Source organism: Promicromonospora sp. NPDC050262 (assembly GCF_040655935.1).
Lineage (GTDB): Bacteria > Actinomycetota > Actinomycetes > Actinomycetales > Cellulomonadaceae > Promicromonospora.
This window is the reverse complement of the sequence record NZ_JBFAKX010000011.1, coordinates 156,426-181,351: the sequence shown is the minus strand read 5'-3', so window position 1 is coordinate 181,351 and position 24,926 is coordinate 156,426. Positions and strand designations below refer to the sequence as shown.

At 69.9% G+C, this 24,926-nt stretch carries 20 protein-coding genes; 16 read left to right on the top strand and 4 right to left on the bottom strand.

Translation table 11 applies throughout. From position 1 onward, the window contains the following. The first annotated feature begins 451 nt into the window (after positions 1 to 451). The 7 genes from AB0I29_RS17820 to AB0I29_RS17790 all read left to right on the top strand — a co-directional run bounded on the left by AB0I29_RS17820 (position 452) and on the right by AB0I29_RS17790 (position 8,146). Positions 452 to 2,833 (top strand): transglycosylase domain-containing protein, encoded by a 2,382-nt coding sequence (locus AB0I29_RS17820; protein ID WP_357483801.1) that lies wholly within the window; start codon positions 452 to 454, stop codon positions 2,831 to 2,833. A 204-nt stretch (positions 2,834 to 3,037) separates the two neighbouring features. Next, the gene (locus AB0I29_RS17815) at positions 3,038 to 5,593 is read left to right on the top strand and encodes a transglycosylase domain-containing protein (RefSeq protein ID WP_357483798.1); all 2,556 of its coding nucleotides are present in this window, start codon (positions 3,038 to 3,040) and stop codon (positions 5,591 to 5,593) included. A 241-nt stretch (positions 5,594 to 5,834) separates the two neighbouring features. Further along, on the top strand, positions 5,835 to 6,125 hold the full coding sequence (gene rpsF / locus AB0I29_RS17810; protein WP_285101724.1) for a 30S ribosomal protein S6: 291 nt from the start codon (positions 5,835 to 5,837) through the stop codon (positions 6,123 to 6,125). A gap of 110 nt (positions 6,126 to 6,235) precedes the next feature. Continuing rightward, positions 6,236 to 6,781 (top strand): single-stranded DNA-binding protein, encoded by a 546-nt coding sequence (locus AB0I29_RS17805; protein ID WP_036964287.1) that lies wholly within the window; start codon positions 6,236 to 6,238, stop codon positions 6,779 to 6,781. A gap of 78 nt (positions 6,782 to 6,859) precedes the next feature. After that, complete coding sequence (rpsR, locus tag AB0I29_RS17800; RefSeq protein ID WP_020013532.1) at positions 6,860 to 7,096, top strand: 30S ribosomal protein S18; 237 nt, start codon at positions 6,860 to 6,862, stop codon at positions 7,094 to 7,096. Positions 7,097 to 7,113: 17 nt separating this feature from the next. After that, positions 7,114 to 7,563 carry a 50S ribosomal protein L9 gene (gene rplI / locus AB0I29_RS17795; RefSeq protein ID WP_182620110.1) on the top strand — a complete coding sequence of 150 codons (450 nt, stop codon included), beginning with the start codon at positions 7,114 to 7,116 and terminating at the stop codon, positions 7,561 to 7,563. 163 nt (positions 7,564 to 7,726) lie between these two features. Then, positions 7,727 to 8,146, top strand: coding sequence for a hypothetical protein (locus AB0I29_RS17790; protein ID WP_357483791.1), 420 nt, complete (start codon positions 7,727 to 7,729; stop codon positions 8,144 to 8,146). Positions 8,147 to 8,183: 37 nt separating this feature from the next. On the opposite strand, the gene AB0I29_RS17785 is transcribed toward AB0I29_RS17790, so the two are convergent. Further along, positions 8,184 to 9,599 (bottom strand): hypothetical protein, encoded by a 1,416-nt coding sequence (locus tag AB0I29_RS17785; protein WP_357483788.1) that lies wholly within the window; start codon positions 9,597 to 9,599, stop codon positions 8,184 to 8,186. A 60-nt stretch (positions 9,600 to 9,659) separates the two neighbouring features. On the opposite strand from AB0I29_RS17785, the gene AB0I29_RS17780 reads away from it, so the two are divergent. The 5 genes from AB0I29_RS17780 (at position 9,660) to AB0I29_RS17760 (ending at position 16,832) form a co-directional block, all read left to right on the top strand. Then, positions 9,660 to 11,072, top strand: coding sequence for an extracellular solute-binding protein (locus tag AB0I29_RS17780; protein WP_357483785.1), 1,413 nt, complete (start codon positions 9,660 to 9,662; stop codon positions 11,070 to 11,072). Positions 11,073 to 11,091: 19 nt separating this feature from the next. Beyond that, positions 11,092 to 12,024, top strand: a complete 933-nt coding sequence (locus tag AB0I29_RS17775; protein ID WP_357483782.1) for a sugar ABC transporter permease — start codon at positions 11,092 to 11,094, stop codon at positions 12,022 to 12,024. After that, the gene (locus tag AB0I29_RS17770; RefSeq protein ID WP_285101731.1) at positions 12,021 to 12,887 is read left to right on the top strand and encodes a carbohydrate ABC transporter permease; all 867 of its coding nucleotides are present in this window, start codon (positions 12,021 to 12,023) and stop codon (positions 12,885 to 12,887) included. Before AB0I29_RS17775 ends, AB0I29_RS17770 begins: the two co-directional genes overlap by 4 nt. Positions 12,888 to 12,939: 52 nt before the next feature. After that, positions 12,940 to 14,094, top strand: a complete 1,155-nt coding sequence (locus tag AB0I29_RS17765) for an ROK family transcriptional regulator (protein WP_357483778.1) — start codon at positions 12,940 to 12,942, stop codon at positions 14,092 to 14,094. Positions 14,095 to 14,372: 278 nt separating this feature from the next. Beyond that, positions 14,373 to 16,832 carry a hypothetical protein gene (locus AB0I29_RS17760; protein ID WP_357483775.1) on the top strand — a complete coding sequence of 820 codons (2,460 nt, stop codon included), beginning with the start codon at positions 14,373 to 14,375 and terminating at the stop codon, positions 16,830 to 16,832. Positions 16,833 to 16,935: 103 nt separating this feature from the next. On the opposite strand, the gene AB0I29_RS17755 is transcribed toward AB0I29_RS17760, so the two are convergent. Then, positions 16,936 to 17,652, bottom strand: a complete 717-nt coding sequence (locus AB0I29_RS17755) for a DUF305 domain-containing protein (protein ID WP_357483772.1) — start codon at positions 17,650 to 17,652, stop codon at positions 16,936 to 16,938. Positions 17,653 to 17,942: 290 nt separating this feature from the next. Between AB0I29_RS17755 and AB0I29_RS17750 the strand changes: the two genes are divergently transcribed. Both AB0I29_RS17750 and AB0I29_RS17745 read left to right on the top strand, forming a co-directional pair. Next, the gene (locus AB0I29_RS17750; RefSeq protein ID WP_357483769.1) at positions 17,943 to 19,316 is read left to right on the top strand and encodes a hypothetical protein; all 1,374 of its coding nucleotides are present in this window, start codon (positions 17,943 to 17,945) and stop codon (positions 19,314 to 19,316) included. A gap of 229 nt (positions 19,317 to 19,545) precedes the next feature. After that, entirely contained in the window at positions 19,546 to 20,325 is a 780-nt protein-coding gene (locus tag AB0I29_RS17745; RefSeq protein ID WP_357483766.1) for a DUF305 domain-containing protein, read from the top strand. A 40-nt stretch (positions 20,326 to 20,365) separates the two neighbouring features. On the opposite strand, the gene AB0I29_RS17740 is transcribed toward AB0I29_RS17745, so the two are convergent. Next, positions 20,366 to 21,184: a CPBP family intramembrane glutamic endopeptidase gene (locus tag AB0I29_RS17740; protein WP_357483763.1), complete on the bottom strand. Its 819-nt coding sequence runs from the start codon at positions 21,182 to 21,184 to the stop codon at positions 20,366 to 20,368. A gap of 267 nt (positions 21,185 to 21,451) precedes the next feature. On the opposite strand from AB0I29_RS17740, the gene AB0I29_RS17735 reads away from it, so the two are divergent. Further along, positions 21,452 to 23,635: a carbon starvation CstA family protein gene (locus AB0I29_RS17735; RefSeq protein WP_357483760.1), complete on the top strand. Its 2,184-nt coding sequence runs from the start codon at positions 21,452 to 21,454 to the stop codon at positions 23,633 to 23,635. Next, positions 23,632 to 23,856 carry a YbdD/YjiX family protein gene (locus AB0I29_RS17730; RefSeq protein ID WP_357483757.1) on the top strand — a complete coding sequence of 75 codons (225 nt, stop codon included), beginning with the start codon at positions 23,632 to 23,634 and terminating at the stop codon, positions 23,854 to 23,856. The genes AB0I29_RS17735 and AB0I29_RS17730 overlap by 4 nt, the downstream gene beginning before the upstream one ends. Positions 23,857 to 23,920: 64 nt before the next feature. Here AB0I29_RS17730 and AB0I29_RS17725 read toward each other — a convergent pair whose 3' ends face one another. Beyond that, positions 23,921 to 24,736, bottom strand: a complete 816-nt coding sequence (locus tag AB0I29_RS17725; protein WP_285101742.1) for a hydrolase — start codon at positions 24,734 to 24,736, stop codon at positions 23,921 to 23,923. Between the last annotated feature and the right edge of the window lie 190 nt (positions 24,737 to 24,926).

Here is a 24,926-nt window from a genome sequence, read left to right as displayed (position 1 = left end):
GGCGACCTCCTTCCCGGAAGAACCCGGCGGGCCGGGTCAACTTCTTCGACACGATGTATCGAGTCGATACATCGAGAGAATAAGCACGGCGCCGTCGGCGCGCAATCCGCCGCGGCCGGCCGGGGTTCCATCGCGGAGGTGAGGGAACTGTGAAATGAGGGCAGACGGACTGGGTTGACCATGCGGTGAAATGTCCCGCGTGGGGGGATGTGGACGGATCCGGCTACTGCGCTAGAGGGTGAATCCCCTATGGTTTCGGATGGTCCGCCGTGGCGGGTGCGTCAAAGCACATCGGTGGGCCCCGAGTCCGAACGAGGAAGAGGCTGTTGTGTCGAACTGGAGTCCCCCTCCGATCTGGCCGCAGACACCCCGGCGCCGGGAGGGGATCTGGAACTATCCCCGGCCGTACCGCACCGGGATCCGCGCGTGGATCCCGTCGTGGCGGTTCGTCGTGGGAACGCTGCTGACCGGTACGTCGCTCGTCGCCGGCGTCCTGCTGGCCGCCTGGGTCAGCGTGCCCGTCCCCGGCGAGCTGGACACGGTGCGCTCCGAGACCACGACGGTGTACTACTCCGACGGCAAGCCGCTCGGGAAATTCGCCGCGCAGGACCGCACGATCGTGGCGCTGGCCGACCTCCCGCCCCAGGTGACGCAGGCGATCATCTCGTCGGAGGACCAGAGCTTCCGCACCCACATCGGCATCAACCCCCTGGGCATCGTCCGTGCGGCGCTCAACAACGTGACCGGCGGCGACCGGCAGGGCGCGTCGACGCTGACGCAGCAGTACGTCGAGAACTACTACGTGGGCGTGGAGTACGCGACCTACTCGACCAAGCTCAAGGAAGCGATCATCGCCCTCAAGGTGACGCAGCAGCAGTCCAAGGACCAGGTGCTGGAGGGATACGTCAACACCATCTACCTGGGGCGTGGTGCGTACGGCGTCGAGGCCGCGTCCCAGGCGTACTTCGGGCACTCGGCCAAGGAGATGACCATCTCCGAGTCCGCGTTCCTCGCGGGCATCATCCCGAACCCGACCTACTGGGACCCGCGGCAGGGCGAGGGCGCCGAGGCGCAGGCGAGGGCGCGCTGGGAGCGCACGCTGAACCTGATGGTGGAGCAGGGCTACATCACCCAGGACGACCGGAACGCCGCCGAGTACCCCAAGCTCGTCAAGTACACGCAGGGTTCCGGCGACAACCGCACCGCCTACCTGCTGGAGCAGGTGGCCAACGAGCTCGACCGGAAGGGCATCGCGGCCGATCAGCTCACCAAGATGGGCTACGAGATCCACACGTCCATCGACCGCAAGATGCAGGCCGCCGCGGCCGAGACCATGAAGCTGCCCGAGGACGCGAGCAAGTTCGCTCGCGCGTCGCTGACGTCGATCGACCCGGCGACGGGCGAGATCAAGGCGATGTACGGCGGCCCGGACTACTCGATCTACCCGACCAACGCCGCGACGTTCGAGGCGCAGGGCGCGTCGACCTTCAAGCCGTTCACGCTCATCGGCGCGCTGAAGGAGGGCTTCCAGCTCAACAAGAGGTACAGCGCGGTGGACGGGACGGTGATCGAGGGCTGGAAGCAGACGCCGGACGGCCCCGACGTGCCGCTGTACAACTTCAACAACGACTCGTGGAACAGCCTCGACCTGGTCGACGCCACCGCGAACTCGGTGAACGTGGTCTACGGCCAGCTCAACAAGGACATCGGCCCGGAGACGACGGCGCAGGTCGGCTACGACCTCGGCATCCCGCAGGCCGACGACGACCCGGACACCCGCGACTGCTGCGCCATCGGCGGCAACCTGGCCAACGTGCTCGGCACCGCCTACGTGACCAACGTGGACCTGGCGCACGCCTACTCCACGATCGCCGCCCAGGGTTACCGCACCACGCCGCACATGGTGGTCGAGGTGAAGAACGGCGACGAGCTCGTCTACGAGGGGAAGAGCACCAGCGAGCAGATGTTCGACCCCGAGGTCATGGCCGCGGCGACGTACGCGATGAGCAAGGTCGTCGAGGAAGGGTCCGGCATGCCGGCGCTGGAGCTCGAGCGGCCGGCCGCCGGAAAGACCGGCTCCTCGAACGACAACATGTCGGCGTGGTTCGCCGGCTTCGTGCCGCAGCTCACCACCGTCGTCGGCCTCTACGAGTACAACACCGACGCGAACAGGTACGAGCAGATCAAGCCGTTCGGCGGCTACGAGCAGATCACCGGTGGTACCTGGCCGGTCACGGCGTGGACCGCCTACATGCTGAAGGCCACCGAGGGCATGGACGTCGAGCCTCTCCCGGACTACGTCCCGCCGGCCCCCGAACCGTCGGAGTCGCCGTCGCCGTCCACGAGCCCCTCCGAGGAGCCCGAGGAGATGGTCATGGTGCCCGACAACCTGGTCGGCCAGCAGTTCGTGGCCGCGGCCGCGGTGCTCGGCGGTCTCCAGCTCGTGCCCGCGCAGGTGGACGTGGACAGCGCGGAACCCGTGGGCACCGTGCTCGACGTCGAGCACGCGGGTGAGGAGATCGAGCGGAACTCGGAGATCGAGGTCCAGGTCTCCAACGGGTCCCAGGCCGAGGTGGAGACCACTACGGTGCCGTGGGGCCTGACCAACCGGGAGCAGGGCGACGCCGAGCAGCAGCTCCAGGACGCGGAGCTCACGCCGGTGATCCAGGAGGCGCCGTCGGACACCGTGCCCGAGGGCTCGGTGATCTCGGTGGACCCGGGTGAGGGCTCGGAGGTGCCGAAGGGCAGCGAGGTGACCCTCGTGATCTCCACCGGATCGGGCGACGACCCGACCGACGACCCGTCCGGGGACGGCGGAGGCATCTTCGGGTAGGCGGTCGGGCGGGCTCTGTCGGCGTCGGGTGAAGTACCGGGTGAAAAAGCCCGAAAGGCGCTGGCAGAGCCCGTTGAGACCTGTGTCTCGGACACGGGGCGTACACAGAGAAACCGCGTTTGTGCTACTTGCTGCCAACATCGATCCTCTATCGTTTCGACGGTTCAGTGCGCCCACTGGACTGAATCGAGGAACGAGGAAGACGTGGCGAACTGGAGTCCTTCTCCGATCTGGCCGCAGACGCCCCGACGCCGGCGTGGCATCTGGAACTACCCCCGGCCGCACCGCACGGGTCTGCGCGCATGGATCCCGTCGTGGCGCGTCGTCGTCGGAACGGCGCTGACCCTGGTCTCACTCGGTGTCGGTGTCTTCACCGCCGGGTGGATCGGCTGGGCCGTACCGGACGAGAACAAGCAGATCGGCTCGGAGACCACCACCGTGTACTACGAGGACGGCAAGGTCCTCGGTAGGTTCGCGGCGGTCGACCGGACGATCCGCTCGCTGGACGAGCTGCCCCCGTACATCGGGCAGGCCGTGCTGGCGTCCGAGGACCAGAACTTCGAGAACCACATGGGCGTCGACCCGCTGGGCATCGTCCGTGCGTTCATCAGCAACGTGACCGGTGGCGGCCGGCAGGGTGCGTCCACTCTGACGCAGCAGTACGTCGAGAACACGTACTTCCAGCCGGGCCAGTCGTCCTACGCGGACAAGTTCCGCGAGATCATCCTGGCCCTCAAGGTGGACCAGGAGAAGTCGAAGGACGAGATCCTCGAGGGTTACGTCAACAGCATCTACCTCGGCCGGGGTGCCTACGGGTTCGAGGCCGCGGCGAAGGCCTACTTCAACAAGCCCGCGGCCGAGCTCACCGTCTCGGAGACCGCGATGCTGGTGGGCATCATCCCGTCGCCGTCGTACTGGGACCCCCGGTTCGGCGAGGAGTCGCGCGCCGTGGCGGAGGAGAAGTGGGCCCGCGTGCTGCGCAACATGGCAGAGATGGGCGTCATCACCCAGGAGGAGCGCAACTCCGCGACCTTCCCCGAGCCCATCGAGTACAAGCCGGCCTCGCGCGCCGGCCAGGTGGGCTACCTGCTCGAGGAGGTGCGCAAGGAGCTCGCCGACGAGGGCATCGGTGAGGAGGACCTCATGAACAACGGTTATGAGATCCGCACCACCATCAACTCGAAGTTCCAGAAGGCGGCGGTCGACGCGGCGAAGACCATCCCGTACGAGGGAGAGGGAGCCGCGTCCGACAAGCTGGGCGTGTCCATCGTGTCCATCGACCCCAAGGACGGCGCCATCCGTGCGCTGTACGGCGGCAAGGACTACGAGAAGGTCCAGTACAACGCTGCGACCGACGGCTCGGCGCAGGGCGGCTCCACGTTCAAGCCGTTCACCCTCATCGGCGCGCTCGAGAAGGGCCACGAGCTCAACGAGTACTACACCGGCAACAGCCCGATGCAGATCCCGGGCTGGTCCGTGCGAAACGACGCAGGTGTCGAGGAAGAGGTGGAGCTCACCAACTTCGGCCCCGAGGGGTCGGGCGGTGAGTCGTACGGCGACATCGACCTGGTCGACGCCACGGCGGACTCCGTGAACACGGTGTACGCGCAGCTGAACGTCGAGATCGGGGCGAAGACGTCGCAGGACGTCGCCATCCGGGCCGGCATCCCCGAGAAGTCCACGAACGCTGAGCTCTCCAACGTGCTGGGCACGTCCACCGTGCACGCCGTCGACCTGGCGGGCGCGTACGCGACGTTCGCCGCGCAGGGCACGCGGCACGAGACGCACATGGTGACGTCGGTGAAGAACGGCGAGCAGCTCATCTACGAGTTCAGCGGCGAGACGACGGAGGCCATCGACCCCGAGGTGATGACCAAGGCCACCTACGCGATGGAACAGGTGGTCGAGCGCGGCTCCGGTACGCCCGCCAAGGAGCTCGGGCGCCCCGTCGCCGGCAAGACGGGATCCACCAACGGCAACAAGTCGGCGTGGTTCGCCGGCTACATCCCGCAGCTCGCCACGGTGGTCGGTCTCTACCAGACGGCGGAGGACGGCGTCGGCCAGGCAGAGATCACGCCCTTCGGCCAGTGGGCCGGCGGCAGCATGACCGGTGGTACGTGGCCGGTGACCGCCTGGACCCAGTACATGAAGGTCGTGACCGAGGGGATGGAGGTCGAGCAGTTCCCGGAGTACACGCCGCCGGCCCCGCCGCCCTCGCCCACCCCGACGCCGTCCCCGACGCCGACGGTGTCCGACGACCCGAACGAGAAGGTGATGGTCCCGACAGGGCTCGTCGGCCAGCAGTTCCCGGCGGCCGCCGCGGTGCTCTCCGGGGCCGGCGTCCGGCCCCAGCTCGTCGAGGTCCCGAGCGACCAGCCCCCGGGCACCGTGCTCTCCGTGGAGAAGGAGGGCCAGGAGGTCAAGCGGGACAGCACCATCCGGGTCGAGGTCTCGACCGGGCCGGACGAGGACACCGTCACCGTGCCGGGCGGCCTGGTCGGCGGTGACGAGAACAACGCTCGCGGGCAGCTCCGGGCCGCGGGGCTCGATCCACAGGTCGAGTACCAGCCGTCCGAGGACGTGGCCCAGGGCACCGTCATCTCCGTGAACCCGAACGAGGGCACCCAGGTGCCGGTGGGGACGCGGGTGCAGGTGATCGTCTCGTCGGGTCCGGGCGACATCGGGCTCCCGACCGACGAGCCGACCGGCGGGGGCGGAGGCGGAGGGGGCGGTAACGGCAACGGGAACGGCAGCCCGTAACCGTCGTTCTGACACGCACGGCCGAGGGGCCGCCTCCTGCGGGAGGCGGCCCCTCGGCCGTTCTGCTGCCCGGGCCTGCCTGGCCCGGCTCTGCTGCCATGGGTGCCGTGGACGGTGTGAGAGGGGTCTCGCGTGCTCGATTCCGCGGTTGTCCACAGGGCGGGTAGGCTTGGCCCTTGCTGTGAACCCTCCTGTCACGGAACGACCGTGACCGCTGAGACCAGAGGAGGTGGGTATACACATGCGTCAGTACGAACTGATGGTGATCCTGGACCCGGAGGTCGAGGAGCGCACCGTTGCCCCGTCGCTCGACAAGTACCTGTCGGTCATCACGACCGAGGGTGGATCCGTCGACAAGGTGGACATCTGGGGTCGCCGCCGCCTGGCGTTCGACATCTCGAAGAAGTCCGAGGGCATCTACGCCGTTGTCGACTTCACCGCGACGTCGGACACCGCCAAGGAGCTGGACCGCCAGCTCGGCCTCAACGAGGTCGTGCTCCGGACCAAGATCCTGCGCACCGGCGACAAGTAAGTCGTCGGACCTGAACCTCCTACGCCCGCGCGAGTGTCAGTGGTTCGTGGTTGCATTCACCGCGAGCACGGACAACGCGTACGGAACGTCGACTGAATCGAGGAATTGGCATGGCTGGTGAAACTGTCATCACAGTGATCGGGAACCTGACCGGGGACCCTGAGCTGCGCTTCACCCCTTCCGGTGCGGCGGTCGCCAACTTCACGGTGGCGTCGACCCCGCGGACCTTCGACCGCCAGAGCAACGAGTGGAAGGACGGGGAGACCCTGTTCATGCGCTGCTCGATCTGGCGCGAGGCCGCGGAGAGCGTCGCGGAGTCGCTGACCAAGGGCACGCGCGTCATCGCGCAGGGTCGCCTGGTCCAGCGCTCCTACGAGACCCGTGAGGGCGAGAAGCGCACCGTCGTGGAGCTGCAGGTGGACGAGATCGGTCCGTCCCTGCGCTACGCCACGGCCAAGGTCACCCGGGCCCAGCGGTCCGGTGGCGGCGGCTTCGGTGGCGGCGGCGGTGGCTACAACGGAGGCGGCGGCCAGCAGGGCGGCGGCTCCGGTGGAGGATTCAGCTCTTCCGGTGGCGGTCAGAGCAATGACGACCCGTGGGCCACGGCAGGCCCGGCGTCGTCGGGCGGCTCGTTCTCGGACGACCCGCCGTTCTAACCGCTACCCCCAGTTCACCTTTTTTGCTCGCGCGGCCTGCCAGGCCTCGCGAGCAGCACCTGACGAAGGAGCAACACCATGGCGAAGCCTGTGGTGCGCAAGCCCAAGAAGAAGATCAACCCGCTGAAGTCCGCGAAGATCGCCAACATCGACTACAAGGACACGGCGCTGCTGCGCAAGTTCATCTCCGACCGCGGAAAGATCCGCGCCCGTCGCGTCACCGGCGTCTCCGTCCAGGAGCAGCGTCAGATCGCGAAGGCCGTGAAGAACGCCCGCGAGATGGCCCTGCTGCCGTACACGTCGACGGCTCGCTGAGGAAGGGATCGAGAACAATGGCAAAGCTGATCCTGACTCACGAGGTGACCGGCCTGGGCGAGCCCGGCGACGTGGTCGAGGTGAAGGACGGGTACGCCCGTAACTTCCTCATCCCGCGTTCGCTGGCGACCCCGTGGACCAAGGGCGCCGAGTCCGACATCAACGCGATCCGCAAGGCTCGCAAGACCCGCGAGATCGCCTCGCTGGACGACGCGAAGGCCCTGGCCTCCTCACTGTCCGCGAAGCCGGTCGTCGTCGCGGCGAACGCCGGCCCCGGTGGCCGTCTGTTCGGCGCGGTGACCACGGCGGACATCGCCGGGGCGGTCGCCGCTGCCGGTGGCCCGTCGGTCGACAAGCGCAAGATCGAGATCGGTCAGTCCATCAAGACGACCGGTGACTACACCGTGTCGATCCGCCTGCACCCCGAGGTGTCGGCCAAGATCGGCGTCCAGGTCGTCGCCGGCTGAGCTCCGCTCAGCTGATCGCCTGATCGTCAGCAGGCCCCGGTTCCCTTGTGGGAGCCGGGGCCTTCTGCTGTGTCGGGGGGACCGGCGCTGCATAGGTGCCGAATCTGAACGGGGCGTTCTGGCCTGCGGAGAGGGTGGCCGGATGGCGTGAGAAGGTGATGCCGTGGTGCGCAACCGCAGAACACGACTCGGCTGGCCTGCATCGGCCATCGTGGTGCTCCTTTCGCTCGCCCTGCTGAGCGCTCTGGGGGTGGTTCTCTTCCTACGCCTCATGCCCGGTTCGGGGCTCATGGACCCCAGCGGTGGCGTCAACGTGCAGTACTACGAGCACCAGGTCGACACGTTCGAGTACGAGCTGGAGGAACGTGCGGGACAAGGCCGTCTGGACCGATCGGAGATAGACGCGATATTCGGCGATACGTTGTCGGTCGAGTGGGGAGGGGAGTTCGGCGAGGGGTACCGGATCGTCGCCCATGTCGAGGCGCCCGGCGGGTACGAGCCGTGCCACACCTACGAGCTGTCTCCGTTCGGAGGTGCCTCGCCCGACTCGCTGGAGATTCCCGAGGCGTGCCGCGACCAGTGAGGTAGCGGTCCGGCGACGTCGTGCCCCCTGCGACGAATCAGCATCCCGGCCCCGGGAGCACAGCCGACTCGTCCGAGAGCAGCACGTCCAGGGCCAATGCCGCGGTCCAGGAGAACTGGCGGGTCCCACGGCCGACGCCGGTGTCGGGGTCCGTGTACTCGGGGAACTCCTGCGGCGCGGCGACGTCGAAGTGCTCCCGCAGGCGGGCGGCCAGGTCGTCCCGCCCCACCGCCCGGACGGCGCGCAGCAGCAGCCACGACATGTTGAACCACGCGGGCCCCCGCCAGTACAGGGCGGGGTCGAACGCGGGGTCCTCGCGCGAGGTGCTCGGGAGGTATGGCCCGCCTCCGAGGAACCCCGGACCGGCGAGCGTCGCGAGCAGCCGCTCGGTGCGGCCCGGCGCCAGGCCCGCCCGTCCGCCCGCGGCAGTGCCCGCCGTCTTGTCCGCATTTGCACCTGTCGTCGTGCTGGTACCGGTGCGCGTCGAAACGCCGGCGAGAAGCAGCGGGATCAGGCCGTTGACGGTCGCCCGCCGGACCGTCCGCCCCGTCGTGTCGTCGAGCGCGACGTACAGTCCCAGGTCGTCGTCCCAGAGGTGCTCGTCCATGGCGACGGCCACGCGGGCGGCGGCCGCCTCGTGTGCGCCGGACGCCCCGGGCGCCGCGCCCCCCTCGTCCACGCCGGCCCCACGCCCGCCGTCGGGCAGCGCCTCCGCCATCCGGGACAGGGCGACCTCAGAGACCGCCAGCACCGTGCTGAACAGCGGGCACACCATGGCGAAGCCGATCGGCACGTCGTCGGCGCAGCCGGCGTCGCGATACGCCTCGGCGAGCCGGTAGTAGCGGCGGTAGTCGCGGCTGCCCGGTCGTTCGCTGGCGCCCGCGTGCCGCAGGTCGGGCCGTCGGATGGCGGTGCGCGCCTCCGGCGGCACCCGGTCGAGGGCGGCGTCCCACAGGGGTGAGTTGTCCGTACCGGTCTCCCACGGATGCTTGGTCACCGGCAGGCCGACGCCGCCCGCGCGCGGCCCGTGCAGGTACCCGTGCCAGCGGGCGAGGCGGGGATACACGCGCGCGAGGAAGTTCTCCCGCGCGGACCCGGCCGGGTCCGCGCTGTGCACCAGCCAAGCTGCCCAGGCGTGGACCGGCGGCTGCACGAGCCCGGAGGTCGCCGCGCCCCAGAACCCGGCCCCGGGGGCGTAGTCGTCGTCGCGCTCGACGTCGTACACGATCTGCGGCACCCGCCCGTCGGGCCACTGGGCGTCGAGGAGCGCGACCAGCTCCGCCCGGGCGCGCGCCGGTGCGCGGTGCCGGGTGCCGATCGCGACGAACGCCGAGTCCCAGCTCCACTGGTGCGGGTACAGGCCGGTGGCCGGGACGGTGTGCCGGCCGGTCCAGTTGGTGTCCAGGACGCGAGCCGCGGCGTCGGCGGGATCTTCCTCAAAGTCCTTGTGCATCTTTCGACAGTAGGCTAGACATAAGTGCCAGATCTACTCACTCGACGACGAGGAGAAGTCATGCTCCGGCACCACCGCGCGGCCACTGCCCGCCTGACGATCGCGGCGTCGACCGCCGCGGCGGCGGTCCTCACGCTCACCGCCTGCGGCAGCGGCGGTCCCGAGTCCGACGGGACGATCACCGTCTGGACGGTGGAGACCCAGCCCGAGCGCCTCGCGATCCAGCAGGCCGCGATGGACGCCTGGGCCGAAGAGGCCGGCCTGGAGACGGACCTGGTGCCGGTCGAGGAGGACCAGGTCTCGCAGCTCCTGTCCGCCGCGGCCCTCTCCGGCGAGGACATGCCGGACGTGGTCAACGCGATCAGCCCGGGGCTGGTCCGCTCCTTCGACCGGGACGGCTACCTCGACCGGGACGCCGCCGCCGAGGTGGTCGACGCGCTCGGCGCCGACACCTTCACCCCGCAGGCGCTGGAGCTGACCAGCGACGGCGACGAGCTGATCGCCGTCCCCTCGGACGCCTGGCCGATGATGGTCTACTACCGCACCGACCTCTTCGAGGAGGCGGACCTGGAGCCGCCCAGCACCTACGACGACCTGCGCGCGGCCGCCGAGGAGCTCACGACCAGCGGGCGGTACGGGATCACGCTTTCGACCGACGCGGCCGACCCGTTCACCCAGCAGACGCTGGAGTTCCTGGCCCAGGGCAACGGCTGCGAGCTCGTGGACGACGCCGGGGAGGCGACCCTCGACAGCCCCGCCTGCACCGAGACCATCGGGCTGTACGGCGACCTGGCGAGCGAGTTCTCGCCCGAGGGCTCGCAGGGTGTCGAGTCCACGCGCGCGTCGTACTTCGCCGGGCAGGCCGCGATGACCGTCTGGTCGTCGTTCCTGCTGGACGAGATGGCCGGCCTGCGGGAGGAGTTCACGCCCTCGTGCGACGAGTGCGCCGACGACCCGGGCTGGCTCGCCGACAACACCGGCGTCGTGCCCGTGGTGGAGGGGCCGTCCGCGGGCGGAGACGGCGGGGACGCGGCCGGCTACGTCGAGTTCGTGTCCTGGGGCATCACCGACGGCGCGGACCCCGAGACGACGGACTTCGTGGAGTACATGATGTCCGACGCGTACGAGGACTGGCTGGCCATGGCGCCCGAGGGCAAGGTGCCCGTGCGCACCGGCACGGCGGAGAGCCCCACCGAGTACACCGACGCCTGGTCCGGGCTGGAGATCGGCATCGACAGCAGGGAGACGTTCTCCGACGTCTGGCCCGACGAGGTGACCGACACCCTGGCCGCCGCCCCCGAGTCCGCGGACCGCTGGGCGCTGCCGCAGGGCCAGGGCGCGATCCTGGGCCCGATCACGAGCGAGCTGCCGCTCGCCAAGGCGGCGGCCGACCTCGGGTCGGGCAGCGTCGACGCCGCCGAGGCGCAGGCGACGATGCAGGAGGCCGTGGCCGAGATCGCCGGCCGAGACTGACCGGGCCGGGGTAGAGACCGTGGACAGGGGTCGTGTGCGGAGAGGGCGGCGCAGGACGTCGAAGCTGCGCGGCCGCGAGAGCCGCGACGGGATCACGCTCGTCGCACCCGTCGTGCTGGTGGTCGCCGCGATCATCGTGGTCCCCATCGTGTGGACGGTGGTGCTCTCGTTCCAGGACGCGCGCTACGTGGACGTGGCCCGCAACGGCCTGTTCAACGAGCTCACGCTCGACAACTACGCCGACGTGCTCACGTCGCCGGCGTTCTGGCAGACGCTGGTGACCACGGTCCAGTACTCGGTGGCGACCACGGTGGGCTCCATCACCGTGGGTCTCGTGGCGGCGCTCGCGTTCCGTGACAGGTTCCGGTTCCGTGCGCCGCTGCGGGCCGTGATGCTGCTCCCCTATGTGGCGCCGGTCGTGGCCACCACGTTCGTGTGGCAGGTCGCGCTGAACCCGCAGTACGGCGTGGTGAACGCGTTCGGCACGCAGGTGCTCGGCTGGGAGCACCCGGTCAACTTCCTCTCGGCCGCACCCACGGCGCTCGGCACCGTCATCGTCTACGACATCTGGCGGTACTTCCCGTTCGCGTTCCTCTTCCTGGGGGCGGCCCTGACGGGCCTCAGCAAGGAGATCGAGGAGGCAGCCGTGGTCGACGGCGCCACACCGCTGCAGAAGTTCTGGTTCGTGGTGCTGCCGCAGCTGTTGCCCACGGTGGCCCTGCTGGTGCTGTTCCGCATGGTCATGGCCTTCAACGAGTTCGACGACGTCTACCTGCTCACGGGCGGCGCCGCGGGCACGCAGGTGGCCTCGGTGCGGGTGTTCGAGCAGCTCACCGGGTCGAGCGACATCGGCGGCGCCAGCGCGACCGCCGCGGTGATGGCCGTGTTCCTGGGGATCGCGCTGGCGATCTACCTGCGGCTCACGGCCCGGCAGCGGGAGGAGAACCGATGAGCGCCGTGTCCGTCCAGAGCAGCGTGCTGCGGGTGCTGCGCGTCGTCGTCATCGTGGCCCTCGTCGCGGCGACCGTGCTGCCGTTCGTCTACATGCTGAGCCTGAGCTTCGTGCGCATCGACGACCTGCTGCGCGACCCGTTGCGGGTGCTGCCGCAGCTCGACCGGATCACCACCGAGACCTACCGCGCCGTGCTGGCCTCCGAGGAGGACGGCGGGTACGGGTTCGCGCGGTTCATGCGCAACTCCGCGGTCGTCGCGGTCGCGGCGTCGGCGCTGACGGTCGCGCTCGTGGTGCCGGCGTCGTACGCGCTGACGCGCCTGCGGTTCGCCGGGCGCTCGCAGGTCTCGTGGCTCTTCCTGGCCGTCTACCTGTTCCCGACCATCATCATCGCGGTGCCGGTGTTCGTCGGGTTCCAGGTGCTGGGGCTCGGGTCGTCCCTGGTGGGGCTGGTGATCGCGTACGTGGCGCTGACCGTGCCCGTCTCGGTGCACATGCTGCGCAACTACCTCGCAGGCATCCCCGAGTCGATCGACGAGGCCGCGGTGATCGACGGCGCCTCCCGGTTCCAGATCATGACCCGCATCACCGTGCCGCTCGCGATGCCGACCATCATGTCTACGGCGCTGTACTCGTTCATGATCGCGTGGAACGAGTTCCTGTTCGCGCTCCTGTTCCTGTCCGCCAAGCAGGACCTGTGGACCGTGTCGCTCGGGCTGACCCGCCTCGCCGACGGTCAGGAGGTGTCGAAGACGGTTCTCATGGCGGGCAGCGTGCTCCTCACCGTGCCGATCGTGATTCTGTATGGAGTGGCCGAGCGTGCCCTCACCGAGGGACTGACCGCGGGGGCCGACAAGGGCTGATCGGCCCGGGAACGACGAGGGCCGGACGGCCCGAGAAGAACTGAGGAACGACGTGGCAGCAGGCGCGGGCGAGATCCTGCAGCTCATCCGGAGCGGACGGGCGACGACGCGTATCCAGGTCCTGGAGGCGACGGGGCTCTCCCGTGTCACCGTGGCGCAGCGGATGGACGCCCTGGTGGCCGCGGGGATCGTCCACGCGGCGGGCGACGCGGGGGCGACGGGCGGACGGCGCTCGGAGCGGTTCGTGTTCGACCCGACGGACTCGTTGGTACTGGTGGCGGCGCTGGAGCTTGACGCGGCGGTGCTTGCGGTCGTGGACCCGCACGGGACGCTGCTGGCCCGGATGCCGCTCGTCGTGGACGTCGCGGCGGGGCCGGAGGCGGTGCTGCCGCAGCTCCTGGACGGTTTCGACGACCTGCTGGCGGACGCCGGGATCAAGCCCGCCGCCGTCGGCGGGGTCGCGTTGTCGGTTCCCGGCCCCGTCGACCCGCACGACCACCGCCTGTCCGATCCGCCGGTGATGCCGGGCTGGGGTGCGTGGCCGGTCGTCGAGACCGTGCGCGACCGGTTCGACGTGCCGGTCCACCTCGAGAACGACGCCGACGCGATGGCGTACGGCGAGTTCACCGAGCTCGGTGCGGGGGGCGACGGCAGGCCCGAGCCGTTCGTGCTGGTCAAGGTGTCCCGGTTCCTCGGGGCGGGCCTCGTCATCGACGGGCGCACCTACCGCGGGACCGACGGCGGGGCGGGCGACATCGGGCACGTCGACGTCGGCGGCGACGCCGTCTGCCGCTGCGGCCGGCGGGGCTGCCTTGCCGCGGAGGCGGGCGGCACGGCGCTGCTGCGCCGCCTCGGCGAGGCGGGGTCCGACGTCGGTTCGCTGACCGAGCTGCGCGCGCTCGCCGAGCACGGGGACGCTCTCGTGACGGCCGAGCTCGAACGCGCAGCCGCACTCGTCGGGCGCGTGCTCGCGGTCGTGGTCGGGGTGCTCAACCCCGCCGACCTCGTCGTGGCCGGCGAGCTCGCGGTGCCCACCGTGATCGCGGGGATCCGCGCGGGCGTGTACGCGGGCGCACAGCCCCGGGCGACCGCGCGCCTGCGGATCCGGGCCGCCGCGCTCGGGCCGGAGGCGGTCCTCGTCGGGCTGGCCCGGGTCGCGATCGACGACCGCTTCTCGGCCGAGGCCGTGGACGCCCGGCTGGGCTGACTCCGGGTCAGTAGAACCGTTTCGCGCGAGCGGGTGATCTTCGCTCCTTTACTGAGTTGTGATCAGTAAAAGCGTTCCGCGGGGCCATACCCCCAGGTAACTTCTGCGCAGACGCCCACCACAACGGGCTTCGTGCTCGCCAACGACGGCGAGCCCGGCGGGCAGGGGCGCCGGTCCGACAACTTCCGCGGGGCGACGAAGCCCGCAGAACGAGAGGCGAACCGATGACGCAGCTTCATGCATCACCGAAACCACGATCAGGCTTAGGTCCAACGATCTTGACCGCGCTCGGCGTCGCGCTGCTGCTCGTCGGCGCGATCGTCGTCACGGCCTTCATGCTCCTCTTCCAGGGGCAGGTCGCGGACGGCGCGAACCGGTTGGCCGACGGCGCGGGCGAGCTGAACGACGGCGTCCAGGCCGACCTGGTCTCGGGCGTCGGCGATCTCAGCGCAGGGGCCACCGAGCTCAACAACGGTGTGCAGAACGACGTGGTACCGGGTACGGAGAAGCTCGCGGACGGAACCTCGGAGCTCGACGCCGGGGCCGCGGAGCTGCGTGCCGGTGTGATCAAGCTGCACGACGGGTCCAAGAAGATCGCCGACGGCACGGCCGAGACGGCGGAGGACGTCGCCGACCTGGCAGACGCGTCGCTGCAGCTCACCGCTGGTTCCACGAAGCTGAACGCCGGCCTCGGGACCCTGAACACCAAGGCTCCGGAGCTGGCCGACGGCGCGGAGCGGCTCGCCGGAGGTTCCGCCTTGGTCCAGGCGGGCGTCGTGAAGGTCAGTGATGGTGTATCACCGCTGGACGCGGGCGCGCGTCAGCTGGCCGCCGGTGCCGGGCAGGTGCAGGTCGGTGTCGCAACGGTCAGCGGCGGCGTCGGCTCGCTCGACGTAGGTGCGCGAAAGCTGGCTTCCGGATCGCTGCTGGTCAAGGCAGGGGTGGTCACGGTCAGCGACGGTGTGACCCCGCTGGATGCGGGTGCCCGTCAGCTGGCTCTCGGTTCCGGGGACCTGCAGGCCGGTGTGGTGCAGCTGAGCAACAAGGCACCTGAGCTGGCCGACGGCGCGAACCAGCTCGCGGACGGTTCCGCCCAGGTATACGGCGGCACCGCACGGCTCAACTCGGGGCTCTCGACACTTGCTGCCAGCAGCGACGCGATCCTTGGTGGCACCAACTCGCTCCAGGCTGGCGCCAGTGCTCTCGCACAGGGTGCCGCCACCCTGGATGGTGGCGCTGACCAGATCGCTGGCGGCCTTGCCCAGCTCAAGGCCAGTGCGCCGGCCCTCGTCAAGGGTGCCGGGGACACGGCGGCAGGCGCTGAGCGCGTGTCCTCAGGCGCTGGGTCGGTGGCCGAGGGCGCCGTTGCCGCAAAGAGTGGTGCGGACACGTTGGCCGCAGGAATCGGCGGCGTCGTCGCCGGGGCCGACAGTGTTGAGGGCGGCAACCGCGCCCTCCAGGAGAAGTTGACCCAACTCGCCGCCGCGACCGACGATCCGACATTGAAGGCTCAGCTTCAGGCGCTGGCCGCGTCGTCGGGCGACCTGGCAACTGGCGCGGGGCAGGTCAGTGCCGGCGCGACACGGGCTCACGGCGGTGCCGTCAGTCTCGCGTCCTCGCTCGGCACCTTGTCGGGAGGGGCTTCGCAGGTCTCCGACGGAGCAGCAGGAGTGGCCAAGGCATCCGCGCAGGTATCTGGCGGTGTCAACCAGGTAGCGGCAGGGCTGGACCCGCTGGCGGCCGGAGCCAACGACCTCGCAGCAGGCTCGGAGCAGCTGAAGGTCGGCAGCGCGTCGCTGAGTGCGGGTCTCGGGGAACTCGCTCCTGGGATCGAGCGGTACGTGGGCGGTGTCGGGTCGGCCTATGCGGGCAGCTCGGAGCTCGTTGAGGGCGCCCAGCGAACCGCGGTCGGCAGCGCGACGCTGGCGACCGGCGCTGGTGCGCTCAAGGACGGTCTGCCTGCGCTGCTCGATGGTGCGACCCGCGTGGCCGATGGCAATGCGACTTTGGCAGCCGGTACGGGGCAGCTGAAGAACGGCCTGCCTGCACTGCTTTCAGGTGCGACGCAGGTAGCGGGCGGCAACGTTGAGCTGGCGGCCGGCACGAGCCGGCTCAAGGGCGGCCTTCCCGCGCTCCTGTCCGGTGCCACCCGGGTCGCCGACGGCAACGCCGAGCTCGCCGCCGGTACCGGTCAGCTCAAGGGTGGCCTGCCCGCCCTGCTCTCTGGTGCCACGCAGGTAGCCGACGGCAACGCCGAGCTCGCGGGCCAGACGCCGGCCCTCGTCTCTGGGGTCGGGCAGCTGTACGACGGCTCCGGACGCCTCGTTGACGGCATCATCCAGGTGCGCGACCGCGTCGTCCCGAAGGTCGAGAAGTCGCAGAAGCTGGCCGACGGGTCGGTCAAGGTGCGCGACGGGCTGAAGGACGCCCGGGTGGGCACCCGCACACTCGTCCAGGGCACGGGTGCCCTGGACGAGGGCACCCAGACGCTGGCCGCCGGCGCGGTCACCCTGGCCGACGGCACGCAGCAGCTCGCCGACGGTTCCGCGAAGCTCGCGGCCGGTACGTCCGACGTGGCGTCCGGGACGAAACAGCTTTCCGACGGCACCGGCGAGCTCCGCACCAGAGTCGACGGTTCGCCGGCAGGCGCCCTCGGCATCGGCGTCGTCATCTTCGCGGCGCTCGGTGTGCTGGCCGCCGTCGCGGGCCTGATCCTGCTGGGTCGGCGCCGCGCCTGACGTGGCCGGCGGCAGCCTGGTGGGGCCGCCGCCGGTCACCCTCGATCGCCGGGAACGGAGCACCTGCTCCGTTCCCGGCGATCCTCATGTCAGTGGCCGGCTGTCACAGGTCGGCGAGCATCTGGTCCAGGCGATCGATCTCCGCCATCTGGTCCGCGGCGATGTTGTTCGCCAGCTCCAGCACCCGCTCCTCGCTGCCCGCTCCGGCGACGTCCTTGCACATGGCGAGCGCACCCTCGTGGTGCTTGATCATGCCCTCCAGGTACAGCCGGTCGAACTCCGTCCCGGACGCGTCCTCGATCTTCGCCATCTCGGCGTCGGTCAGCATGCCGGGCATGTCGGCGTCGTGCCCGTGCCCCGGCGCTCGCGGACCCGAGCCGTCACCGCCCTCCGCGGTCACGGGCACGGGGTAGTCGTTCTCCTCCAGCCAGCCGGACATGAGGTCGATCTCGCTGGCCTGCACGACGTCGATCCGGCTCGCGAACGTCTTGAGCTGCTCGGACTCGGCACGCTCCGGCGCGAGCACCGACATCTCGATCGCCTGCCCGTGGTGCCAGATCATGTCGGTCAGGAACTCGGCGTCCGCCTTCGAGAAGGGCGCCGCCGTGTTCGGCGCTCCCTCGTAGTCCTCGGGCGCGATGGTCTGCGCCGGCTCCCCCGGCTTGCCCGGCTGCACGACCACCGAGCTCGGCGTCGAGACCGCCTCCGGCTCCTCGTCCGGGCCGCAGGCCGACAGCACGAGGGTCGGCGCGAGCACGGCCAGGCCGATCACTGCCGTCCGGGCACGGGCTCGTCGTCCGGCACCTGTCAGCGTCTTCACGGGCGATCCTCTCGTACGGGCTGAAGTCCGCGTCATCGAGCGGTCATCGGCTCCCCTGCTCCGGGTCGCGACAAACCATGGACGACGCTGACGCCGGAATCTATCAAGGTGCTGTGACGTGGGAACACCATCGGCGGATGTCGCTTCCGCAGCACTAGGTGACGGTTTGTCACCACCATGTTAAAGATCCCGAAACTCCTGGTCCTGAGAGGTCCCTGTGAGCAACACTGCCCTCAACCGACCTAGGAGGTGTGACGCCCGTGCGTCGTCCAACCTTTACCCGACCTCGTGTGCGGGGCGCCGCCGGCGCCGCCCTGGCCGCGATGATCGCGGCTACGGCCTTCGCGGCGCCTGTTGCCGCGGACGTCGCAGCTCCGGACGTACCCCCGGGCGAGTCCGCGTCCGAGAACATGACCCACCTGAGCAACCAGCCCAAGAACGGCGCCCTCCAGGGCACCGGCTCGGACATCGCGTTCCAGGGCAAGTACGCGTTCGCCGGCAACTACGACGGCTTCACCGTGTACGACCTCTCCGACAAGGAGAACCCGGAGCAGGTCGTGCAGGTCTACTGCCCGGGCTCGCAGAACGACATCTCGGTCTACAAGGACATCCTGGTGCTGTCCACGGACTCGTCGCGCAGCGACGACTCGTGTGCCTCGACGTCGCTCCCTGCCACCGAGAAGGCGGCCTGGGAGGGCATCAAGATCTGGGACATCTCGAACCCGCTCGCCCCGGAGTACATCAAGTCGGTCGAGACCGAGTGCGGTTCGCATACGCACTCGCTCGCGCCGTCCAAGAACGGCAAGGACCTCTACGCCTACGTGTCGTCCTACTCGCCCAACGCGACGTTCCCGGACTGCCAGCCGCCGCACGACTTCATCTCGATCGTGAAGATCCCGGTGAAGCACCCGACGGCCGCGAAGCTCGTCTCCACGCCCGTGCTGTTCCCGGACGGCGGCTACGAGGGTGACCCCAGCCGCAGCGCCTCCACCACGAGCGGCTGCCACGACATCACCACCTACGCCAAGTACGACCTGGCCGCCGGTGCGTGCATGGGTGACGGCATCCTGCTGGACATCAAGGACCGTGAGCGTCCCCGCGTGATCAGCCAGGTGCGCGACACGGAGAACTTCGCGTTCTGGCACTCGGCCACCTTCAACAACGACGCGACCAAGGTCGTCTTCACCGACGAGCTCGGCGGCGGCGGTCTCGCCACTTGCACCGGTGCCTACGCGCCCGAGCTGGGCGCCAACGGCATCTACGACATCGAGCGCGGGCGTCACGGCAAGAAGGAGCTCGAGTTCGCGTCGTACTACAAGATCCCCCGGATCAACACCGCCAACGAGAACTGCGTGGCGCACAACGGCTCGCTGATCCCGGTCAAGGGCAAGGACATCATGGTCCAGTCCTGGTACCAGGGTGGCGTCTCGGTGTACGACTTCACGGACTCGGACAACCCGCGTGAGCTCGCCTGGTTCGACCGTGGCGAGGGCGTGAGCAGCGGCGGTACGTGGTCCACGTACTACTACAACGGCTACGCGTACTCGAACGACCTCGGCATCGGTTTCGACACGTTCGACATCGACGACTCGATCGACGGCCGGGCCGAGCGGGTCAAGCAGAAGTCGCTCAACCCGCAGATGCAGGAGCCGTTCGGGCACTGACCCGTTCCGAGCGTCCTACGACGTCTGACACCCGAGGCCCATCGGCAGTCCGCTGCCGGTGGGCCTCGGCATCTTCTTCGAGGCCGGGGTTGCTTCGCTTTGAGCGGCCGCAAAGCGGAGAAACCCCGGCCTCGAAGAGGAGTACCTGGTCACCCCATGGCGCCGAGCACACCGCATCAGGGTTTTCCGTGATGGCGCGGACGGTGCTTTGTGTGGGAACCTCCCGGACATGACGCCCCAGGACTCGACGACCGAGGAGGCCACCCCGCCGTCGGGCGAGGTGCCTGAGCACGAGCCCACGACCGCGACGTCCGCCTACGGGCTCGGACGGCGACTGCGGATCATGGGCGCCGTCCTTGCCGGCGGCCTCGCGGTGGTGCTGGCGCTGCTGCTCTGGCTCGGCGTGCTGGTCCCGGCCAAGCAGGAGGCGGCCGGGTACTCGGAGGCCGACTCCGGCTACGCCGCCGTGGCGATCGAGCACAACGCCCAGGCCGTGCAGCTCGCGGCCCTCGCGCCGGGACGCTCCACCGACGACGACGTGCTCGCCCTGGCCGTGGAGGTCGGCGAGGCGTCGGCAGGCCGGGTCGACGAGCTCGCCGCCTGGCTGGAGGCGCGGGACATCCCGGTGCCCGCCGCGGGCCGGGAGGCGCTCGCGCTCGCCGAGGGCGGCCTGACGACCGAGGTGCCCGACGACGGCAGCGGTCCCCGGGCCGGCGCCACCGCGCACTCCCACGAGGGCGGCAACCACGGCATGCTCACCGACGAGCAGATCGACGCCATGGCCGGTCTGAAGGGCTCGGAGTTCGACATCGCGCTGCTGGCCGCGCTGGTCGAGCACCACTACGGCGGGCTGCAGCCGGCCGACAAGGAGATCGAGGGCGGCACGGACGCCGATGCCGTGGCACTGGCGCAGTCCGAGGCGGACGCGATCCGGGTCGAGGTCGAGGACGTCCGCGACCTGCTGGCCGCCGTCGGCGGGCCGGGCTCCACGAACGACCAGACGAACTAGGTGTGACGGCGGGCGCGCCCTCGGGGCGCGCCGCCCCCGGTCAGGGCGCCGTGACGAAGATGTCGAACAGTTCCGGGTGGTGCCCGTGCACCAGGACGGCGAACACCACGGCGTCGAACAGCAGGTGCACCGCCACCACATAGCTGAGCGACTTGAACTTCGCGAAGATCCAGCCCTGGACCAGGGCGAACGGCACGGTGAGCAGCGGCCCCCACTCGCGGTAGCCGAGCTCCCACAGGAACGACACGAAGATCATCGACTGCAGCACGTTGGCCACCCACATCGGGAAGTGCTTGCAGTACAGGGCGAACACGACGCAGATGAAGAACAGCTCGTCCCAGATGCCCACGGCGTTCACGCCCACGAACAGCCGCCAGATGTCCTGCGTCCCGTCCAGGTCGGGCCAGTTCAGGTACGCGCCGGACCCCAGGAAGTAGAACGGCAGCAGGAGGTATCCGATGATCACCACGAGGGCGAGGTAGATCCACTGTCCGCGGGTCCAGCGCTGCCCGGTCGCCACGGGGAAACGGATCGTGTCCTGCTTGAACACGAACCGGGAAAGCGCCCACGGCACGAGCACCGACCCGCCGAGCGCGAGCGTGAAGCGCAGCATCCCGGCGTCGGACAGGTCGGCCTTCAGCGAGATCAGCGAGATGATCCCCATGCCCACGCCGATCAGCGCCAGGTCGCGGCCCAGCGCCCGGTCGGCCCACAGGCCCATCGCGATACCCAGCACCAGCGGCAGGTACGCGATCGGCCGGACGTGGATCGCGAACAGCAGGATCGCGGACGCCGACACGAGGAAGGCGGCCGTGAGGCGTGCCGGGCCGGCCAGCGGCGCGGGCAGGGTGAGGGTCACGGGGACGAGACTCCCACACCTCACGTGTCAGATGTACAGGTCACGGGAGGGATCTGTACGTCTGACACGTCGAGTCCCGGGGATCGGGCCTGGTTTCTCGTGTTACCGGAGAACTAGAGTCTGCGGGTAGTCAGGATTCACCCAGCATCCGGCCCGCCACGGGCCGGCCACCCCGGCAAGGAGGCCGTCGTGCGCTCACCCGAGCACGTTGAGCTCGTTCGGAACAATCCGGATCTTCCCCCGGTCGCGGTCATCGACCGCAGACCCATGACCACCAGCAAGAAGCTCATCTTCGCCGCGATCGGGCTCGTCACCGCCATCGCGTGGGCACTGGTCGCGTTCGTGCGCGGCGAGTCGGTCAACGGCGCGTACTTCGTGGTCGCCGCGGTGGGCACCTACGTCATCGCCTACCGCTTCTACGCCCGCCTGATCGAGTACAAGGTCGTCCGCCCGCGGGACGACCGCGCGACGCCGGGCGAGGAGCACGAGAACGGCCGCGACTACGCCCCGACCGACCGCCGCGTCCTGTTCGGCCACCATTTCGCGGCCATCGCGGGCGCCGGCCCGCTGGTCGGCCCCGTGCTCGCCGCCCAGATGGGCTACCTGCCGGGCACCCTGTGGATCATCATCGGCGCCGTGCTGGCCGGCTGCGTGCAGGACTACCTCGTCCTGTGGCTGTCGACCCGCCGCCGCGGCCGCTCGCTCGGCCAGATGATCCGCGACGAGATGGGCTCGGTCGGCGGCGCCGCCGGCCTGATCGGCGTGTTCGTCATCATGATCATCATCCTGGCCGTCCTCGCCCTCGTGGTGGTCAACGCCCTGGCCGAGTCGCCGTGGGGGGTGTTCTCGGTGGGCATGACCATCCCGATCGCCCTCTTCATGGGCGTCTACCTGCGGTACATCCGTCCGGGACGGGTGTCCGAGGTGTCGGTCATCGGCGTGGTGCTGCTGGTGCTCGCGATCGTCGCGGGCGGCTGGGTGGCGGACACCACCTGGGGTGCCGAGACGTTCACGCTCGACAAGGTGACCGTCGCCTGGCTCATCGTCGGCTACGGGTTCCTCGCCTCGGTGCTGCCCGTCTGGCTGCTGCTCGCGCCGCGCGACTACCTGTCGACGTTCATGAAGGTGGGCACGATCGTCCTGCTGGCCGTGGGCGTCATCGTCGCCCAGCCCGCCGTGCAGGCCCCCGCCGTGTCGAGCTTCGCCATCGAGGGCAACGGCCCGGCGTTCGCGGGGTCGCTGTTCCCGTTCCTGTTCATCACCATCGCCTGCGGTGCGCTGTCCGGGTTCCACGCGCTGATCTCGTCCGGCACCAGCCCCAAGCTGGTCGAGAAGGAGAGCCAGCTGCGGCTCATCGGCTACGGCGGCATGCTCACCGAGTCGTTCGTGGCCATCATGGCGCTGGTCACGGCCATCTCGATCGACCAGCACCTGTACTTCACGATGAACGCCCCGGCCACGCTCACGGGCGGCGAGCCCGGCACGGCGGCGGACTACGTGAACGGGCTCGGCCTCGCCGGCCCGCCCGCCACGGCGGCCGACATCCAGGGCGCCGCGGACTCGGTGGGCGAGGAGTCGATCGTCTCGCGCACCGGCGGCGCGCCGACCCTCGCCTTCGGCATGTCCCAGATCCTGGGCTCGTTCCTCGGTGGCTCCGCGATGACGGCGTTCTGGTACCACTTCGCGATCATGTTCGAGGCGCTGTTCATCCTCACCACGGTCGACGCCGGCACGCGCGTCGCCCGCTTCATGCTGTCCGACACGCTCGGCAACCTCGGCGGTCCGCTCAAGAAGTTCCGCGACCCGTCGTGGCGCGTGGGCGCGTGGATCTGCTCGATCGTCGTGTGCGGCCTGTGGGGCGCCATCCTGCTGATGGGCGTGACCGACCCGCTGGGTGGCATCAACACGCTGTTCCCGCTGTTCGGCATCGCCAACCAGCTCCTCGCCGCGATGGCGCTCGCCCTGGTCACGGTGGTCGTGGTCAAGAAGGGCTACCTCAAGTGGGCGTGGATCCCGGCGGTCCCGCTGGTGTGGGACCTCGCGGTGACCATGACGGCGTCGTACCAGAAGATCTTCTCGCCCGAGCCGAGCCTGGGGTACTGGGCGCAGCACAACGCGTTCCGCGAGGCGCGGGACGCCGGCGAGACGTCGTTCGGCACCGCCACCGACCCCGCGGCGATGGACGCCGTCATCCGCAACACGTTCCTGCAGGGCACCCTGTCGATCGTGTTCGCGCTGCTCGTGCTGATCGTCGCGCTCGTGGCGCTGTGGGTCTGCGTCAAGGCGATCCGCGCGGGCGGTCTGCCGACGACGGAGGAGCCCGACGCCGAGTCGGCCACCTTCGCCCCGTCGGGTCTCGTCACGACCGATGCCGAGAAGGAGGTGGCGGCCCAGTGGACCGCCTACTACGAGGCCAACCCGGACAAGATCAGGACGGGGACGCACGCATGAGTGCGCTCGTGGCACGGACCCCCGGGCCGTTCGACGTCGTGCGCCGGGGCTGGCGCGCCCTGACCTGGTACGTCACCGGGGTGCTGGGCGAGAGCGACTACCAGCGGTACGTGGCGCACCTGCGCCGCGCCCACCCGGAGGCCGCGGTGCCGACCGTCGGTGAGTTCTGGCGGGACCGGTACGCGGCCCAGGACGCGAACCCGGGCGCCCGCTGCTGCTGACCCGCGGCCGATGTGTCCGACGGACAGGTCACTCCGGTGACCTGTCCGTCGGGCACGTCCACGGTCACGTCAGGTGGTCGAAGTCGCCGTTCGTCCAGGCCGCGTGGCGGTCCGCCGAGCGCAGCACGATCTCGCGGGCGTCGACCGGGATGACGCCCCGGAAGTTGTTGTAGAGCCGGTCGAACTCGAACCGCGCCACGTGGTGCGCCACGCGCCGCACGACCGGACCAGACAGCGGGAGCCGGTTCGGGTAGCTGCGCATGAAGGACACCGACGTGCGGTCGGGGTTGGCGAAGATGGTGTCGCCGCTCAGCAGCACCCCCTTGCCCCCGGCGCCCGAGGCCCAGTGCGCCACCGCGGATCCCGGGAAGTGGCCGCCCGGCTGGCTCAGCGTCACGCCGGGCAGGATCTCGCGGTCGCCCTTCCACAGCTCGACGGCGTCGTCGGGCCGGGCGAGCCAGTCGGCGTCGGCCTCGCTGACCAGGATCGGGACCCCGCCGAGGCGGCGGCTCCACTCGACCTGCACCCCGTACATGTGCGGGTGGCTCGCCACGATGAACGCCAGCCCGCCGAGCTCGCGCACGGCGTCCACCGCGGCGTCGTCCACGTAGCCGGGGACGTCGAACATGAGGTTTCCCGCGGAGGTCCGGGCGATCTTCGCGGTGGGCCCGATGCCCACGTCGGGCACCGTGGTGAGGCCGTACAGGTCCGGCTCGAGCTCCTCGACCGCGATGCTCTGTCCCTCGGCCGCGAGCTCCTCCAGCGTGGTCCAGTGCTGCCCGTCGGCGGGCACCCACTGGCGTTCGTCGGCGCAGACGGCGCACACCTCGGGCCGGGACTCGTGCTCCACACCGCAGGTGCTGCAGATCCAGAACGTCATTCGAGGACTTCCCTTCGTCGGGCCGGTGCTCCGCCACGTCGCGTCAGCCGGTGCTTGCCACCTTGCGTCACCGTGCCGGCCGTGTCCAGCAATTCTCGGCCGGCCGGGGCCGGTCGCGGGGGCGAAACGGCGTGCCGGACCGGCGCGCCGCGGGTGAGACGTCTCGGATCGCGGCGAGACCTGGTGCGCG

Coding starts and splice junctions, on each gene's coding strand:
- rplI (WP_182620110.1), top strand. CDS start 7,114: ATGGCAAAGCTGATCCTGACTCACGAGGTGACCGGCCTGGGCGAGCCC.
- AB0I29_RS17730 (WP_357483757.1), top strand. CDS start 23,632: ATGAGTGCGCTCGTGGCACGGACCCCCGGGCCGTTCGACGTCGTGCGC.
- AB0I29_RS17785 (WP_357483788.1), bottom strand. CDS start 9,599: ATGCACAAGGACTTTGAGGAAGATCCCGCCGACGCCGCGGCTCGCGTC.
- AB0I29_RS17735 (WP_357483760.1), top strand. CDS start 21,452: ATGACCACCAGCAAGAAGCTCATCTTCGCCGCGATCGGGCTCGTCACC.
- AB0I29_RS17770 (WP_285101731.1), top strand. CDS start 12,021: ATGAGCGCCGTGTCCGTCCAGAGCAGCGTGCTGCGGGTGCTGCGCGTC.
- rpsR (WP_020013532.1), top strand. CDS start 6,860: ATGGCGAAGCCTGTGGTGCGCAAGCCCAAGAAGAAGATCAACCCGCTG.
- AB0I29_RS17805 (WP_036964287.1), top strand. CDS start 6,236: ATGGCTGGTGAAACTGTCATCACAGTGATCGGGAACCTGACCGGGGAC.
- rpsF (WP_285101724.1), top strand. CDS start 5,835: ATGCGTCAGTACGAACTGATGGTGATCCTGGACCCGGAGGTCGAGGAG.
- AB0I29_RS17745 (WP_357483766.1), top strand. CDS start 19,546: ATGACGCCCCAGGACTCGACGACCGAGGAGGCCACCCCGCCGTCGGGC.
- AB0I29_RS17780 (WP_357483785.1), top strand. CDS start 9,660: ATGCTCCGGCACCACCGCGCGGCCACTGCCCGCCTGACGATCGCGGCG.
- AB0I29_RS17725 (WP_285101742.1), bottom strand. CDS start 24,736: ATGACGTTCTGGATCTGCAGCACCTGCGGTGTGGAGCACGAGTCCCGG.